The 17,283-nt window shown below is 36.4% G+C and carries 12 protein-coding genes and 1 other RNA gene; all 13 read right to left on the minus strand.

Features of this window, described 5'->3' with window-relative positions; translation table 11 throughout:
- Positions 1–3: 3 nt before the first annotated feature.
- The gene (locus RTP52_RS07660) at positions 4–2,766 is read right to left on the minus strand and encodes a hypothetical protein (protein WP_312370299.1); all 2,763 of its coding nucleotides are present in this window, start codon (positions 2,764–2,766) and stop codon (positions 4–6) included.
- Positions 2,767–2,782: 16 nt separating this feature from the next.
- Positions 2,783–4,012 (minus strand): sensor histidine kinase, encoded by a 1,230-nt coding sequence (locus RTP52_RS07665; protein ID WP_312103167.1) that lies wholly within the window; start codon positions 4,010–4,012, stop codon positions 2,783–2,785.
- A gap of 8 nt (positions 4,013–4,020) precedes the next feature.
- Entirely contained in the window at positions 4,021–4,725 is a 705-nt protein-coding gene (locus tag RTP52_RS07670) for a response regulator transcription factor (protein WP_312103169.1), read from the minus strand.
- Between the two features lie 323 nt (positions 4,726–5,048).
- An RNA gene (gene rnpB / locus RTP52_RS07675) (RNase P RNA component class A) lies at positions 5,049–5,445 on the minus strand.
- A gap of 68 nt (positions 5,446–5,513) precedes the next feature.
- Complete coding sequence (locus RTP52_RS07680) at positions 5,514–7,169, minus strand: nucleoside kinase (RefSeq protein ID WP_312103200.1); 1,656 nt, start codon at positions 7,167–7,169, stop codon at positions 5,514–5,516.
- 66 nt (positions 7,170–7,235) lie between these two features.
- Positions 7,236–8,111 (minus strand): tRNA (adenine(22)-N(1))-methyltransferase, encoded by an 876-nt coding sequence (locus RTP52_RS07685; protein WP_312103171.1) that lies wholly within the window; start codon positions 8,109–8,111, stop codon positions 7,236–7,238.
- Between the two features lie 53 nt (positions 8,112–8,164).
- Positions 8,165–9,283 (minus strand): RNA polymerase sigma factor RpoD, encoded by a 1,119-nt coding sequence (gene rpoD, locus RTP52_RS07690; protein ID WP_312103174.1) that lies wholly within the window; start codon positions 9,281–9,283, stop codon positions 8,165–8,167.
- Between the two features lie 61 nt (positions 9,284–9,344).
- A complete protein-coding gene (gene dnaG / locus RTP52_RS07695) occupies positions 9,345–11,135 on the minus strand; it encodes a DNA primase (RefSeq protein ID WP_312103176.1) in 1,791 nt (596 codons plus the stop codon).
- A gap of 249 nt (positions 11,136–11,384) precedes the next feature.
- Positions 11,385–12,395, minus strand: a complete 1,011-nt coding sequence (locus RTP52_RS07700; protein ID WP_312103202.1) for a deoxyguanosinetriphosphate triphosphohydrolase — start codon at positions 12,393–12,395, stop codon at positions 11,385–11,387.
- 663 nt (positions 12,396–13,058) lie between these two features.
- The gene (locus RTP52_RS07705) at positions 13,059–14,006 is read right to left on the minus strand and encodes an ROK family protein (protein WP_312103178.1); all 948 of its coding nucleotides are present in this window, start codon (positions 14,004–14,006) and stop codon (positions 13,059–13,061) included.
- 48 nt (positions 14,007–14,054) lie between these two features.
- Positions 14,055–15,722 (minus strand): hypothetical protein, encoded by a 1,668-nt coding sequence (locus tag RTP52_RS07710; protein ID WP_312103180.1) that lies wholly within the window; start codon positions 15,720–15,722, stop codon positions 14,055–14,057.
- 9 nt (positions 15,723–15,731) lie between these two features.
- Positions 15,732–16,568 carry a carbohydrate ABC transporter permease gene (locus RTP52_RS07715; RefSeq protein WP_312103182.1) on the minus strand — a complete coding sequence of 279 codons (837 nt, stop codon included), beginning with the start codon at positions 16,566–16,568 and terminating at the stop codon, positions 15,732–15,734.
- Positions 16,568–17,283 (minus strand): carbohydrate ABC transporter permease (locus RTP52_RS07720; protein ID WP_312370302.1); only part of this gene is annotated, 716 nt, incomplete at its 5' end. The genes RTP52_RS07720 and RTP52_RS07715, both read right to left, overlap by 1 nt.

Here is a 17,283-nt window from a genome sequence, read left to right on the forward strand (position 1 = left end):
TCATTAATTCGCCTTTTTTATATAGGAGATAACCGGAATAGTGAGTACACCACTCATCTCAACCTCTTCTCCTTCATACTTAATCGTTAATTCATGATTCTCACTCAGATAATCCTTAAGTTCTGATGCGTTTAAGGAAACATCTCCCTCACCGTTATCAGCGTTCACCTTCTGATATCTACCATCTTGTAATAAATCAGATTGGAATACCAAATCATACTGGCTGGTTGTTCTGTTGTAGAAATATATCTTCTTTGCCATTAAAGTATAATTTGCATTTTGATCTTGGCTGAGTTGAAAAACATCTGCTAGTACTAGCTTTGAAATCTCATCTTCTTTTGGTAGTTGATACTCTAATTCAATACTATTTGTGTAAACATAGCGAAGCGCACTATCATAATAGTTGCTTCCACCTGTCTTTAGATATCGATCAAGGTTTGGCACCAGAGTTTCATTACCGGTTGTTGTATTAAGTTTCAAAGGAACTACCATCATAGAAACCCCATAGCTAGCACGATTGCTAGATAAAGCCGAAAATGGATGCTCCTTAGGTAAACTATCTATAAAGCCAATAAGGAATGCTCCTTCTTTCGCATAAAGTCCATCTTCAATCACCATACTAAGTGCATCATTTTTCCTTATACGATCTGGAGATAACTTCGTTTCTGGGTTTCCAAGCTCTAAGCTAATCGAATTTGAATTATATAACATACTATATATACTACTACTAAACTCTTGGCTACACTCATCAATTGAAACACTCTCACCGCTTTCTAAATTTCCAAGCAAAGCGACTCTACCGTTACAGTAAACATATGCTTCTTCAAAATTTTCCGAAGTTTCATTTGATACACTACCACTCATGGAGCTTTCTGTAACCGAAACCTGACCTGTTACTGCACCCTCAAATCCTCTGGAGTAATCGAGCGAAAAATACTGTGGTGTAAAGGCTGGTATATGGTCAAACATCAAGGAGTAACTATCTTTCAACTTTAATACTGAGGTAGTAACAGCATCACTATCAGCTAGAGTATCATATGGTTTCTCTTTATCAATCACCTCATAAAAGGTTGGATATTGATACTTACCTGCAATGACCTCATTCGCATTAAAAAGACTAAGCTCCGTCTTTTGGTTTGAGGACAAATAAACATTTACATTAGATTTTCCCTCAAGTGTTTTTGTATTAGGATCATAAGTTTCTACACTAAAATAAGAAATATACGGCTCTGTAATTCTTGTATTCGTTCCCATCACATAGACAATACAGGAAAAGACAATAGAGAAACTAGGAACTAACACCCAGACTAGGATATTTTTCTTCTTTTTATGAAGTATAAAGTACAGGAGAGGTCCAATGATAATAATATATACCACCAATAGAATCGTATAAGGAAACACTTTCGGGACTTCGATAGAATCAGAGTTATTTATAATTCCCTGGACTCTGTAATTATCAGTGTTTGCATACTGCTCAACCTCAACCTTATTCTTTACAACAATCGGAATGTCCTCTAGTACCTGCGAAACCACAGAAAGATAAAAGGTATTTAGTAGTTCTCCACTTACCCCTTCATTCACTAAGATCTCTTCTTCCGTTAATCCCTCCATACCAAGTGGAAAATGAAATACCAAAACATTGCCTTCTCCATATGGTACCTTCTCATAAATAGTTAGATGATTGGATTCCTTCTTTTTTGTAGCATTCGCGATAGAAAATACAGAAACAGTTTTTTCTACCGTAGTGAACTTTAAGTCACTAATGATCTTTGTACCCAGAATCGATTTCCCAATATATGAGTTGCAATCTTTCTGTGGATCTTCCTTTTTCAAATCCTCTTTATATTTTAGGTTGGAAGCTCGTAATGTTTCATATCCCTTCACCTTTAATAAAAGATCTGAAAATTCAGATGGTTCTTTCATAGATATCTTTGCATTCTGAACTGAGCCGTCGGAAGTTTTATCAAGACTTATTATATTTTGATTACTAAGCCAATGAATTGCAGATATTCCATCCTCGTAGTAAGCCTCACTTCCAAGAACCAGCGTACCGCCACGTTTCACAAATCCTAGGATTGCTTGTTGCTGCTCCAAGGTTAGACTAGATATCTTAAAATTTTCAATCACCAATACATCAAGAATATCAAGCCCAAGATAGTCACTTGGGAAATTACTTTTATCCAAGCTAACGCACTTATTTCCAAAATACTCAAAATATGACAGCGGAGTCGACATATCACTTAAAATACCCACGTAATAATAGGTTCCCAAGTTAACGACATTAAGAGGAATGACCTCTTCTACAATTGTATCATTACTAGAAGATAGAATCTCAAATTTGATGCCTTTACTAGCTCTGTTCATAGGAATATTTAATGTTACGACATTTTTTTCTAATCCTACAATCGAAGCTGTTGTTGCATAACGAATGTTATCTTGTTCTTCATTCATTAAAGTAGTAGCTATTTCACCAGTAAAACTTTCGCCTTTATTATAGATTTTTGCAGTTAACTGCATGGTTCGACCATATCTGGCTTGTTGTTCAAACCCATATTGTAACGTCACTACAACACGGTCATTCGTTAAAATGATCGGTTTCTCACTTTGATCGGTATTTCCTACATTCACTTGCGGAGCCCTTGCTACAGATGCATCAACCACTTTACATGGTAATAACATGATAGCAGTCAATGATATCATTATAAGAAATATCATTGCCAGAGATGATTTTTCTTGCAGTAAACAAAGTACACGTTTATGCTTCATGGAGCTCCTCCTTTCCTTATATACCGATTGGTAATACCACCTCAAAAACCGTTCCATTAAGACCACTTCGAGCCGTCACTTGACCACCGTGCAACTCAAAAATATTTCTTGCAATAGCAAGACCAAGACCTGTCCCGCCGTGCTCTTCATTTCTAGAATATTCAACGCGATAGAATTTCTCAAAAATATGCGCAATATCTTTCTTTGGTATAACCTCGCCATAATTTGTGATTGTTACAATTACTTCCTTATCTTTTACGTCTAACCGCAGATTTACATTCTTACCATCTGCGCCGTATTTTATTGCATTTCCTATTAAATTAGCAAATGCTCTAGCCAAATAATCTCCGTCAGCACCTACAATCGCAGAAGGCACTGTCACATCAAAGCTGTATTCTAAGCCATTTTCCTTAAAACTTGGATAAAACTCATCCAATAATTGATAGAGCATCTTAACGATATCAACTTCTACTTTGTTAAATTTAACTTCTCCAAATTCAAACTTGGTATAGGAAAATAGATCCTCAATCAACTTTTCCAATCGAATTGATTTATTGAAGGCAATACCGATATACTTATCCTTTATTTCCGCAGGAAGGTCTTTTTTTGATACCAAATCTAAATAACCAATAATTGAAGTTAACGGTGTTCGTAAATCATGAGCAACATTTGTAATTAACTCATTTTTCTTATTTTCCGTGCTACGCTCTTCTTCCATAATCGCTTTTATTTCCACTGCCATACGATTAAGATTCTGAGCTATTCTTGTAAACTCGTCGTCATTGCGAAGTGGTATTCTCACATCAAAATTACCAATCGATAATTCATCAATACCTTTTGATATTTCTTTTAGATAACTACTCATCCTCTTAGTAAAAATCAAGAAATAAGTAATAAAAGATGCAAAACCAATGAATAAAGCGATAAAAATGATGACTGGATCATACTTGTCATTGCTTTGACTGCTTTTTAATGGTTTTGCGTCTGATTGTACGTTTTTCGAATTCATGGATTCTCGGTAAATGTCTTCTTTTACCGAATTATTGATACTATTTGAGTTTTGAGTTATATAATCCGATGCCGACGTTTCAAGCGTTTGTTTTACTTCCTGATTGGATAGCAAAGTGTAAGAGATAAAGTTAACTACTCCGAGAAAAAACAGTACGGTAAGTAAGGCTAAGATAGCACTTAGGATACTGTACCATAAGTTTCGGTACCGAAAACTATGAATAAATTTTTCTTCCATCGTTATCCTCACTTCTCAATCTTGTATCCAACACCCCATACGGTCTTAATGATTTCTGCGTTCCTTGAGTCCATTTCGATTTTCTCTCTAAGTCTTCGGATATGTACCATAACCGTATTATTTGCTTCGTACATCTTTTCGTTCCATACGCGCTCAAATATTTCATCCGTACTGAATACTCTTCCTGCATTAGAGGCCAATAAATATAAAATATCAAACTCTATTGGCGTCAACCTCACATCTTTTCCATATGCCATAACAACATGGGTTTCTTTATTAATTACCAAATGAGTCACACTAATTTCTTTCTCATTTTTGTCCTCATAGGTACTAGGATTAAACTTTGTAAAACGTCTTAGCTGTGACTTAACTCGTGCCATTAATTCTAGTGGATTAAATGGTTTAATCACATAATCATCGGCACCTGTGCTAAGACCTATAATTTTATCAATGTCTGCTGACTTTGCACTTAACATAATGATTGGCACAGTACTGGTTTCTCTGATCTTTTTGCACATACTCAGTCCATCAATACCTGGCATCATAATATCCAGTATAACAAGCTTAATATTCTCTTTCTGGAGGATGTCGAGTCCTTCCATGGCATTGTATGCTTTAAAAACCTGATATCCATCACTAACCATATGGATTTCAACTAATTCTGCTATCTCTTTATCATCATCAACAACTAATATATTTATCTCCTCTGCCATTCTTACCGACCTCCATTCTGTCGCAATTCTGCAAATGTTGGGCGACAGCACAAATTTTTGTTTGAAAAATCTTGTCTTTTCAAACTAACTTCTCACTAGATTTATCTTATCATACCATAGTCCCAAAATCTTTACTTTTTTCTTACAAAACCCTAGTATTTCTTATACTTATTTCTAAGGGAATCCAGCTTATTCCTGTATTTCCTAATGCTGTTTCTATAAATAAAAATAAGACTGTCTCCATGTTCTGCATAATGCCGGACCGGAACCAGTCTCATAAATGACAAGTCAGAATTTTACTGGCTCATCTTAAGTTTTTATTGAAATTGAGTAGTACTATAAGCCGGGTTCTGTATTTGATGATCATCTATCTTGACTGTATGTTACCATACAGCTCATTTGCCCGTTACCGAACAAAACGCGACCTACCTAAGAGCACGACGGGCAGCCGTATCGCTCTCATACCATAAGGTACTTGTTTGGTCTTGCTTCAAGTGGGGTTTACACAGCCTTCTCTGTTACCAGAGAAGCGGTGGTCTCTTACACCGCCATTCCACCCTTACCTAACCTTCGTGTTATTATCTAACCTTCGGTTAGGCGGTTTATTTTCTGTTGCACTGGCCTTAGAGTCGCCTCCACCGGACGTTATCCGGCACCCTGCCCTATGAAGCCCGGACTTTCCTCACCGATTAAAATCGGCGCGATCATCTGTACTACTCAACCTTAGTATGCTAACATGAATCATTTCATTTGTAAAGAAGTTTATCTTTCCAGTACTAAAGAAGATATCAAACTTTAAAGCAGCTTCCACCAATAAACTCACGAATAATCGAATTCTTAGGAATATCTTCTGAGCTAACTCCAAGAAAATAGTCTAAAAATTTTAATAATCGTTTTGCTTCTATATATTCTTTACAATCTTTATCAATTCCAAACAAAGCTGGCTCTGCATATTGCTTTAGAACAGACAATTCATATATAAGAGCGGAATTAAACATACAATCCGCTTCTTCTTGAAACGGGAAGATATTTTCCTCTTCTCCTCGGCGCACCGATGGCCACATCGCAATCGTCTCACGGGCGGAGGTTCCCCTCGTTCTTGCATCCCTTACCATACGGCGAATTAATCTTCCATCGGTTGTCGGAATACGGTTATGTTCATCAATATTTAGCTGAGTTAAGGCACTAATATAGATTTTAAATCTACTCTCTTTTGGAAGAGAATAAGATAGCTCATCATTTAATCCATGGATTCCTTCAATAACAAGAATATCTTCTGGTCCTAGTTTCTTGTAGTTTCCTTTATATTCACGTAATCCAGATTTAAAATTAAAGTTTGGAAGTTCTACCGTTTCACCATTTAATAATGCAGTCATATCCTTATTAAATTGTTCAATATCGATTGCATAAATCGATTCAAAATTGAAGTTTCCAAATTCATCTTTTGGAGTATCTTCTCGATTCACAAAGTAATCATCGATGGCAATCGGGTGTGGCTTATATCCAAGGGTACGTAACTGAATTGACAAACGATGAGAAAATGTGGTCTTGCCAGAAGAGGACGGTCCAGCAATCATGATAAACTTCTTATTCCCTGCACTCTTAATCTTTTCTGCTATCTCTGCTATTCTCTTCTCCTGTAATGCTTCCTGAATCAGAATGATGTCATTCATATTCCCTTTCGTTATCTCATCATTCAAGGAGCCAACCGTAGAAATCTCCATGGTTCTTCCCCATTGATTGGCCTGCTGAAGTGTTTCAAATAGATTCTTTCTTGGTTTAAACTCTGGAACTGTTTCTGGTTCTTCCTTCGTTGGTAGCATCAAGATAAATCCATCTTCGTATGGAAATATATCAAAATACTTTAAGATTCCTGTGCTTGCAGGCATATAACCATAATAATAATCCTCAAATCCATCTAAATTATAGAGATTTGCACTGGATACACGGCGGTAGCGAAATAGTTTTTCCTTATCATACATCTGATACTTATGGAATAATTCTGCTGCCTCCGCAGTAGCTATGGAACGTTTCATAAATGGTATGTCTCGCTGAATAATGGATTGCATCTCTTTCTTAACCTTATCCATTAATGTAGCATCTACTTTAACTTTTCCGTCTAATTCGCAATACAAGCCTGAACCAATCGAGTGTTCCACCCTTACCTTATCAATATTTTCATGACCTAATACACGATAAATAGCTCGTATCATTACAAAAATAAGCCCTCTGGCATAAGTTTTACGACCAGCATCATCAGAGATTGTAACAAACTCAATCGTACAGTCCTGCTTTAATGTTTTAAAAAGCTCACGTAATCTTCCGTTCATTAAAACAAGTATTATCTCATGCTTAAACTGAGACTGATATTCCTTACTGATTTCCAGATAAGTCGTACCCTGTTTATATTCCTTTGTTACGCCATCAATCGTTACTTTAAACATTCCCATATACTTATTACCTCTTTTCTGTTTTGTCTTGCTCGCAAGACAAATCACTTCTAGTCCCCTCTAAGATCTATAGTATTGCAATGCATCCTCTAACATTTCAATTTCCTTTAAAAGCTCTGCATATCTCTCTCGATTTTTAGGAGTACTATTGCTTTCTAAATTCTCTTTTATTTGATATGCTTTTGTCCTCTCTTTCTCAAGAAATTGCTTCAATATCGGATGTTTATTTTCTAAGAGATATCTCCCATACCTATTATATAACTCTTTGGTTTCCTTCGTGACTTCCCTCTCTTCACGAAAACTACCCTCTTCTCGGGGTAATGTAGCACTATCCCTTTTTTCATGAGACAATACAGCACCGCCACCTATAGATTGAGACAATGCAGAACAGCCCCCTAAAGATTGAGACATTGCAGCACCGCCACCTAAAGATTGAGGCAATGCAACACAGCCCCGTAAAAATTGGGGCTGCGCGTAAAGTACCGTATAATACTTACCTTCGTCAATACACATATCCTCTTTAGTAATTTCGAAGTTCAGATTATGTAGATACTCTCGTACCCGCCAGATTTCAGATTGTGGCTGTAAGATTAACTCTTTTGCCGCCTTGACGCACTCGCTGCCTTCTTCTAATATTTTAATCATTAGGGGTCCCCCCATGCCAGCGATGACAATCGAATCCACCTCATTTGGTTCTAACATATGAAGTCCATCGGATAACCTTGTCGTTATCAGATTCCCCATCCCGTAGCTTATGATGTTTTCCTGCGCCCGCAACAGCGGACCCTCATTTACATCAAGAGCTATCGTTTTAGGTGCAATCTTTCCTTCTACAAGATATATGGAAATGTAGGCGTGATCACAGCCTACATCTGCAACCACATTTCCTTTTGTGACACAATCAGCCACCATTCGTAATCGTTTTGATAAGTTCATGTAAAACTAGTTTCCTTCCTCTGGTACGATATTAATTAATCTAAATGGATTAATTACTCTAAATAATCCTTTAACTTGCGAGAACGACTTGGATGTCTTAATTTGCGAAGTGCCTTTGCTTCAATTTGACGGATTCGCTCTCTCGTTACATTAAACTCTTTTCCTACTTCTTCCAGTGTTCTGGCACGACCATCATCTAACCCAAAACGTAATCGTAATACTTTTTGCTCACGATCTGTTAATGTGCCAAGTACCTCCATTAATTGTTCTTTTAATAATGTGAATGCTGCTGCTTCTGCAGGAACCGGTACATTATCATCTTGAATAAAATCACCCAAGTGACTGTCTTCTTCCTCACCAATTGGAGTCTCAAGAGAAACTGGTTCTTGCGATATTTTCTGAATTTCACGCACACGTTCTACTGGAATATTCATTTCCTTCGCAACTTCCTCTGGTAATGGTTCTCTACCAAGCTCTTGTAATAGCTGGCGTTGCACACGGATTAATTTATTTATGGTCTCTACCATATGAACCGGAATACGGATCGTTCTTGCTTGATCTGCAATCGCTCTTGTAATCGCCTGACGGATCCACCAGGTTGCATACGTACTAAATTTATATCCTTTTCGATAATCGAATTTTTCTACGGCTTTAATTAATCCAAGATTTCCTTCCTGTATCAAATCTAAAAACTGCATGCCACGGCCAACATAGCGTTTTGCTATGCTAACTACCAGTCTTAAATTCGCTTCTGCAAGTCTTTTCCTTGCATTTTTATCACCTTGCTCCATACGTTGTGCAAGACCTATTTCTTCATCTGCACTTAAAAGCGGTACTTTACCAATTTCCTTTAGATACATCCGCACCGGATCTTCCGTACTAATTCCCTCTGGTACAGTTAGATCAATGTTAGATATTTCCTCTTCTTCTGCCTCGATCAAAGCTAAATCGCTTTCATCAACCTCATCAGCTTCCTCTAATTCTGGTGCACGCAAAACATCAATATTATGTGCCTCTAAATACTCATAGATTTTCTCAATACGGTCCGCATCAATCTCCATATCAGAAAAGAAGTCATTAATCTCTTCGTATTCTAGTACATTCTTTTTCTTTTTTGCATACTCCAACAATTCTTTCAGCTTGTCGTGAAATTTTGCCATGGTTTCATCCATAAATACTTCCTTCTTTCTTCGTCTGAATGTTGTATAATTCGATACCCTATATTTTCACAGTTTAACCATGATTTAAAGAACTATGCAATTTCTCTAAGCCATGCTGTTCTTTCATGACATTCTGAAGTGCCATAATGTCATTGTCTTCAATTGCTTTCTTATAAGCAATGTCAAGACTCGCTCTTTTCACACGTACTACCGTATCTGCAAAAAGCTTTCTTCTCTCTGCCTCTGTCATCTCAAGCTGAATGGAAGTCGAGAATAGACTGGCTACTTCATTTTGCAACTCCTTGCTTTCAAAACGATTAATAATCTTAGCAGGAGTAACTTTTTGTTCGCTTTCGTATTGCTCAAAGACCATGTTAGCAACCTCGCGATATAATTCCTCTGTAAAATCATCCGCTGTTATAATACCTCGAATCTTATCAAACGCCTTAGAATCATCTATCAACCAGGTTAGCAATATCTTTTGCGACTGAAGCATCCCTTCTTCTGGTTTGCTTTTTTTCGCATTTTGTTCTTTTTCTCGTTCTCTTGTTTCCTTCGCTACGTTCACTACTGTCATTTGGGCACCGTAACGGTTTACCAGTTTTCTTAAATTGTCATAGGAAACATTATATTTTCTTGACAACGCCTCAATGTAGTTGTTTCTCTCAATTTCCTCTGTAAATACTAACAGTTTCTTCGCCATCTCATTAAAGAACTTGGTCTTTTGCTCCGGATCTTGTAACTCATAATCCCTTTCTAATACAGAAATTTCAAAGAAGAAACTGTTCATTGCTTGATCAATACGATTTTGATACTCCTCTGCTCCAAGTGCCTTGATAAATTCGTCCGGATCCTTATATGGCTTCATATCGATTACTTTCGCAGAAAGCCCTGCTTCTTTCAGTATCGGTATCGCTCGAATCGCTGCTGCAACTCCGGCACCATCACTATCATAGGTAAGATACACTTCTTTCGTATAACGAGATAATAATCTTGCCTGTTGTGATGTAAATGCAGTTCCTAAAGAGGCTACTGCATTCTGAAATCCTGCCTGATGAAGTGCTATTACATCCATGTAACCTTCGCAGATAAGAAAATAATCCTTTCTTGATGTTCTTGCAAAGTTTAAGCCAAACAAATTCCGGCTTTTATCAAATATTATTGTTTCCGGAGAGTTTAAATACTTTGGTACTCCATCGCCCATCACTCGGCCACCAAATGCTATCACTTTATTGTTCCCATCCATAATAGGAAACATGACTCGGTTCCAAAACTTATCATAAGCTCCTTTACTTTCTTCCATTGTAAATAAGCCAGATTGTTTTAATAACGTATCTTCATGCCCAGCTTTTTTCATATATTGATATAAATCATCGGAGTATTTGGTAGAATACCCAAGTCCAAACTTTGTTATTATTTCCTCGCTAAGTCCTCGATTTCTTAAATAAGCTAGTGCTTCTTCTCCTTGCTTACTTCTTAGTTGGTAAAAATAGTACTTACCAGCCTCTTTATAAAGCTCTAAGACTCTTGTTTTTAAATCTGCTGCCTTTTTTGCTTCTTCCGAATATTCTAATTCTGGTAGTTTCACTCCAGCTCGTTCACCTAATACTCGTAACGCTTCCACGAAGGTATAATTCTCATATTCCATCAGGAAGGTAAACACATTTCCCCCAACACCACATCCAAAACAGTGATACATCTGTTTCGAACCACTTACGGAAAATGACGGGGATTTCTCATTATGAAATGGACATAGTCCCATGTGGTTGGCGCCACGTTTTTGCAATTTTACATAAGAACCAATCACATCAACGATATCATTGCGTTCTCTAACTTCTTCCACAAGTTCCTCTGGATAATACATAGTTAGCTCCATTTCTTAGATTCATTCACTTATTCATTCTCATCCTAACAACTACAAGGATTTGTATATTAAATTTCCTTTTTCAGAATGTACCTCATATTTTTCAAAAATATATACTACCATATATTTACTAACATTTATTGTATCTATAATTTAATATTATGATGTCAGAATCATTATTTTCTTAATACCCTATACTCTAGGAATCATTATTTTCTTATTACCCTATACCCTAGGAATCATCATTTCCTAATACACATCCCACGATGTAGGAATCATGATTTCTTTATATTTCGCAACCGCATATCGGTCCGTCATACCAGCGATATAGTCACACACAACTCTTCCAGCTGGTTCCTTTTCCTCTTCTATCATAAACAAGTACTCTTCTGGCAAGGAGTCAAGATGCGAATTATAATAACGATAAAGCTGTTCTATCATCTTCTCTGCTTTTGCCTCCTGCCCTTTGGCGACAGGATTCGTATATACACTGCGAAACATATATTTTCTAAGCTCTAACATAGCCTCTTTTACTCGCTCTGACATAATAATATCGGCTTTTCCGAAGCTATGAATAACAATATCATGAATTAAGGTATTTAGCCTCTCTACCGAGCTATACCCAAGGACCTCTGTGAATTCTCTCGGAATCTCATCCTCCTTTATAATTTGCCCACGAATGGCATCATCTATGTCGTGATTTATATATGCAATTTTATCCGATAGCCTTACTACCTTACCCTCTAAGGTCGATGGGCTTCCGGCTGTTTGATGATTTTTTATTCCATCCCTTACTTCTTTCGTAAGGTTTAGCCCCTTCCCATGCTTTTCTAATAACTCCACTACTCGTATGCTTTGCAAATGATGTTCAAAACCACCTTCGTATACACGGTTTAGTGCTCTCTCTCCTGCATGGCCAAATGGGGTATGGCCTAAATCATGTCCTAATGCAATTGCCTCAGTTAAATCTTCATTTAGTTGAAGTGCCTTAGCAATTGTTCTCGCATTTTGCGAAACTTCGAGAGTATGGGTCATTCTGGTTCGATAATGGTCTCCTTCTGGTGCTAAAAACACCTGTGTTTTTCCATTGAGTCGACGAAATGCTTTAGAATGTAAAATTCTATCTCGGTCTCTTTGAAACACTGGGCGAATGTCGCAAGCAACCTCTTCGATATCTCTACCAAGGGAACAATCACTGAATGCTGCATAGGGACTCAAATATTCATGCTCTCTTTGCTCCTGAAGTTTTCTTATGTTCAGTTTCAACTGCTCCATCCTAACCTCCATTCCTAAATAAACGTAGCCATCCGGGTCTTATTAACATCCTATTCCGTTTTTAAAGAATTCGAACCTTGTCCCAAACTATCACGATACAGTATTATGGTAATACAACTTATCAGAAGTTGCCTTCCAAACTTCTGATAAAAGGCGTGCTCTTCATGCCGCAAATCCGATTATTGTCTTATACTAAATAATACCTTCTAACTATACTATTCTACAAAATAATTCGAATTCCTCTTTTTATTTAGGAAAAGTTGAGTTAAGTTGAATGCAGAACTAAATTTCGGTATGACTCGAGCATTGTAACTTTACAAAACTAAATTTCGGTATGACTTGAGCAATGTAACTTCGCAAAACTAAATTTCGGTATAACTCGAGCATTTTACTTTGCAAGACTAAATTCAAATGCCATAAAAGGAGCTGTGCACTAATATTTTTTAGTGCACAGCTCCTTTTCTTTTGTCCCTTATTGTAAAAGGCCTATTCCATATTATTTTGTCAAATTGGTTATTATATAGTTTCATACAGAACACTCAGATTATACATTGCCTGCTTTATACATCGCCTGCTTTATTCATCGCCTGCTTTATACATCGCCTGCTTTATACATTGCCTGCTTTATCCATACCTTAAAAGCACAATCTATTTTAAATGAGCTGCTCCAATAATTCCTGCATCATTATCTAGCGTTGCAATTACTATCTTGGTCTGTTTTGAACTATTTCTTGTATAAACTTGTTGATTTACACATTCGATCAGTGGTTCTATAAAAAGATGACCTGATTTACTAATCCCCCCACCAATGCATAAAATATCTGGTTGAAATATATTAATCATATTAGCAATCCCAACACTTAAATATTGAATGAATTTATCTAGAACCAGCGTTGCAGTCTTGTCTTCTTTTAAAACAGCCTCAAATAAAATCTTTCCTTCTACTTTTTCCAGATTACCGTCACAAAGATCCCAAAGATAGGATTTTTTGTCTAATTCCATCGCTGCTTTCATTTGTGTGGTTAAAGCAGTTGCTGAGGCGTAGGCTTCAAAACATCCTTTTCTACCACAATTACATGGGATTCCATCCATACAAATAACATGATGCCCGATTTCAGCAGCAGCATAATTACTTCCTGTATAAATTTCATCATTGATTATAATTCCACCACCAACACCAGTTCCTATGGTGACTGCAACTAAGGAATGATATCCTCTCGCGCAGCCTGCTAAATATTCTCCCCAAGCTGCTGCATTTCCATCATTATCAAAACAAATCTTTGTATCGAAATGCTCTTTTAATAAGGATATAAAATCAACATCATAAAACCCAAGATTATTTGCATATTCCACTATTCCTGTTTCTTTATTGGCTGTTCCTGGAACACCGACGCCAATGGACTTTATCTGGTCTATTGAAATCTTTTGTTTTATTAACAATTGTTGTATCAAACGAGCAATATCATCCACAATTTCTTTCGCAGAACGTGGAAGATTTGTGGAACACGAACAACGGTCCACTATTTTGTACTCTTTGCTTACCAACCCAACTACAATGTTGGTACCTCCTAAATCAACCCCGATATAGTAGTCCATGATCTCACCTCCCTCAAAAATGAGTTATCTTCTTCTCTTAGCCTTCTCTTATTCTTCGTTTAACCTAATCTCCAATTGTTTTTTAAATGGTGTATACTCATTAAAAAATAGAGTATAACCATCCGTATTACGCTCTTCACCATTGTAGTGACCACAAAATTCATGCGTACCAAAACCTGGACCAATGGTTAAATTGTTCACATCATGATGCACATGAATCAGGCCGTTTCGTAATACCATGCCTTCCCCTTTGACAGTTTTCATATAAAGCATTTCATTTTCTATTATGCTACCGTCTGGAATGCACACTTGAATCCTTAAAGGTACTCGGTCTAACCCTGCCCCACTTACATGAAGCCTTATCCCATCTTCTAATTCTTTGATTCTTACTTGAATCTTTAATATCGAAGTAACTAGAATTTCACGTTTGGTATGATCCATCTTCCACCAGTCATTCGACTCTGGAGCTTCTTTGAAAGGCAAATAATACTGACTTTCTACCTCAGAGGTTAATACACACTCTTTGTCATCTTGTAAAACTTCTATAGTATCGGATGCAAACGCACGTATTGGCCCTATACTTTCACCTATTCTAACATAGATTGGAGTATCTTTAAATTTAATAAATAAAAAGTTATGTTTTCCATGTAAAATACTATAGCAGAAATTATGATTCTTAACACGAACTACGCCTGAATCTTTATAATGTACTCGATATGTCTCTAAAAATCCATACTGTTTAAACTCATGTTGCAACATGAAATCATGTAGCATAAGATAAAATAGACAATCTGGTGCGATATCTCCTCGCTCTACATTATCTTTTATTATCTTATGGGCGGCTGCATCAAATTCTTTTCGAAGCGATTCCTCTAACTCAACCTTTTGACTAGCCATGTAAAGGAATTGATAAAAGTACTTATCCGCATACTCTTTTTTCCCTTGATCTTGTCTTGTTGAGTTCTGTGTAAATATTGAATCATCCGAATCAATATAGGTTAGCATCATATGAAGATTACGCTTTACATACCCTAAAAAAGTGATATCCTTCGTTTCTTCAAACATTGTAATCATTGAATTATTTACTACTGCATTATAATTCCCTGTGGAACGCTCTGCATATTCGCCATCTTCATTACCATCAATGCCTTCTCTTAGATATTCACTCGCTCTGTTTTTCAATTTCTCTGAAAACTCTACATCAAAACGAAATAAATTTGCTCCCTGTAGTAAGGCTGCACATATTCCCCAGCGATGATTTGGTGTATGAAATCCGCCTATTACAATAGCATCAAGTGCTTTTTTCATTATAAATAGGTACTTATTCTTTAAAACTTCGCCTTCTTCGGTATCATCATACTTTTCTATTAAACGATAGCCATACATAAGTCTTTTAAAACAAAAAGAGGTATCTGCTGCTGACTGAAAGTTACAGGAAGGATAATCAAAACTTCCATCTTCACGCTGATACCTTTTTATAAAGTCTAATGCATTGTTGATTGCTTCATATAACTTTTTACTACGATAAAATTTACTATTTTGCTGTTCATAAACTGCTACAGCCTGTGCTAATGCATAAATAGTCGGTTTACCTTCTAAGATTTCACTTTGGATTCTTCCGGATTCAAAAGAACCCGGAAGCTGAATCTGTAATCTTAGAAAATCTTCTACGCTTCGTTCTGTAGAACGAATTAGATGATTGAGATAACGATTCATTCTAATACCTTAACCTTTCACACCGGTGCTTGCAATTCCGCCAGTAATGTATTTTTGTAAGAACATAAAGAGAATGATTAATGGTAAAATAGATATAATAGAGGAAGCTAAAATTGCATTCCAATTGACACCCATCATACCAATATAACTCTTAATTGCAATCTGAATTGTGAACTTCTTCTGATCGGATAATACCATCAGTGGTAATATATAATCATTCCATCTCCACATAAAAGAGAAGATTGTTAATGTTACTGTAACAGAAGAACCAAGCGGTAACATAATGGATCTAAAAATTCTAAATTCTGTAGCTCCATCAAGTCTTGCTGACTCTGCTAAGGATAGTGGAATTGACATATAGTGCTGGCGGTACATAAAGATACCTGTCGTTGTTGTTACCACTGGAAGAATAACACCCCAGATGTTATTGTATAAACCTATTTCAGATATTACAGTAAACTGTGAGATTGTTAGGATTTCACCTGGAATTAACGTTCCTAATAAAAAGATACTAAAAACTTTATTGGAATATTTAATTTCATGACGATAAATTGCCAGACCATAGCCACACATAGAGCTAATGATAAGTGTAATAATCGTTCCTACCACAGCTAAAAATAAACTGTTTTTTATATATACTAAGAATCCACTATTGAGCACATCACGGTAGGAATCAAGGGAAAATTTCTTAGGAAAAAGATGCAATGGATATGCAAATAACTCTGACGAACTTTTAAATGAACTCATTAAAAGCCAGATGATTGGAAACAGCATAAATATTGCAGTTGTAAATCCAATTATTGTAACAATCACGCTTTTTAGGGTCTGTTTGCTTTTCGTTTTCATTAAACTTCCCCTCCTTTTGTCACTTTAAATTGGATTGCAGTAATGCCGATAAATACTAAACTTACAATAATACCAATTGCAGATGCATATCCGTAACGGTACTGTGTAAATCCTTGATCGAAAATATACTGTACAATATAGGTCGTAGATGTACCAGGACCACCGGAAGTAATTCCCTGAACCAATGCATACTCTTTTAATAAGTTAATTGTTGATAATAATAATACAATAAAGATTGTAGGAGAAAGCATAGGAAGAGTAACTTTTCGGAATACCTGGAAACCTTTCGCACCATCTACGCCAGCCGCTTCATACAATTCTTTTGAAATATTATTAATACCTCCAATAAATATAACCATATAAAAACCTGTAGAAGCCCAATTTGAGGCAAAGCTAACTACGAAGGTTGCTAGTTTCGGATTTAATGACCATTGTAATGGATCAATGCCAATTGACTGAAGAATGTAATTTATGAGACCATATTCTTGGCCAAACATCCAGTTAATTGTAATACCAACAACTAATGATGATAATAACACCGGAATGTAAATAAGAGTACGAACAGCAGTTTTACCTTTTAACCATTTAGAAGTAACTAAAACTGCAATTAATAACGGAATAATAACTTTAAAAGGAAGGCTGAATAAGGTATATAAAAATGTTCTGCCCATTACTTTATAAAAATTCGGATCTGATAAAACTTTGGTGTAATTTT

The sequence above is a fragment of the Lachnoclostridium sp. genome (genome assembly GCF_031997925.1).
In the GTDB taxonomy this organism is placed as follows: Bacteria; Bacillota; Clostridia; order Lachnospirales; family Lachnospiraceae; genus Lachnoclostridium.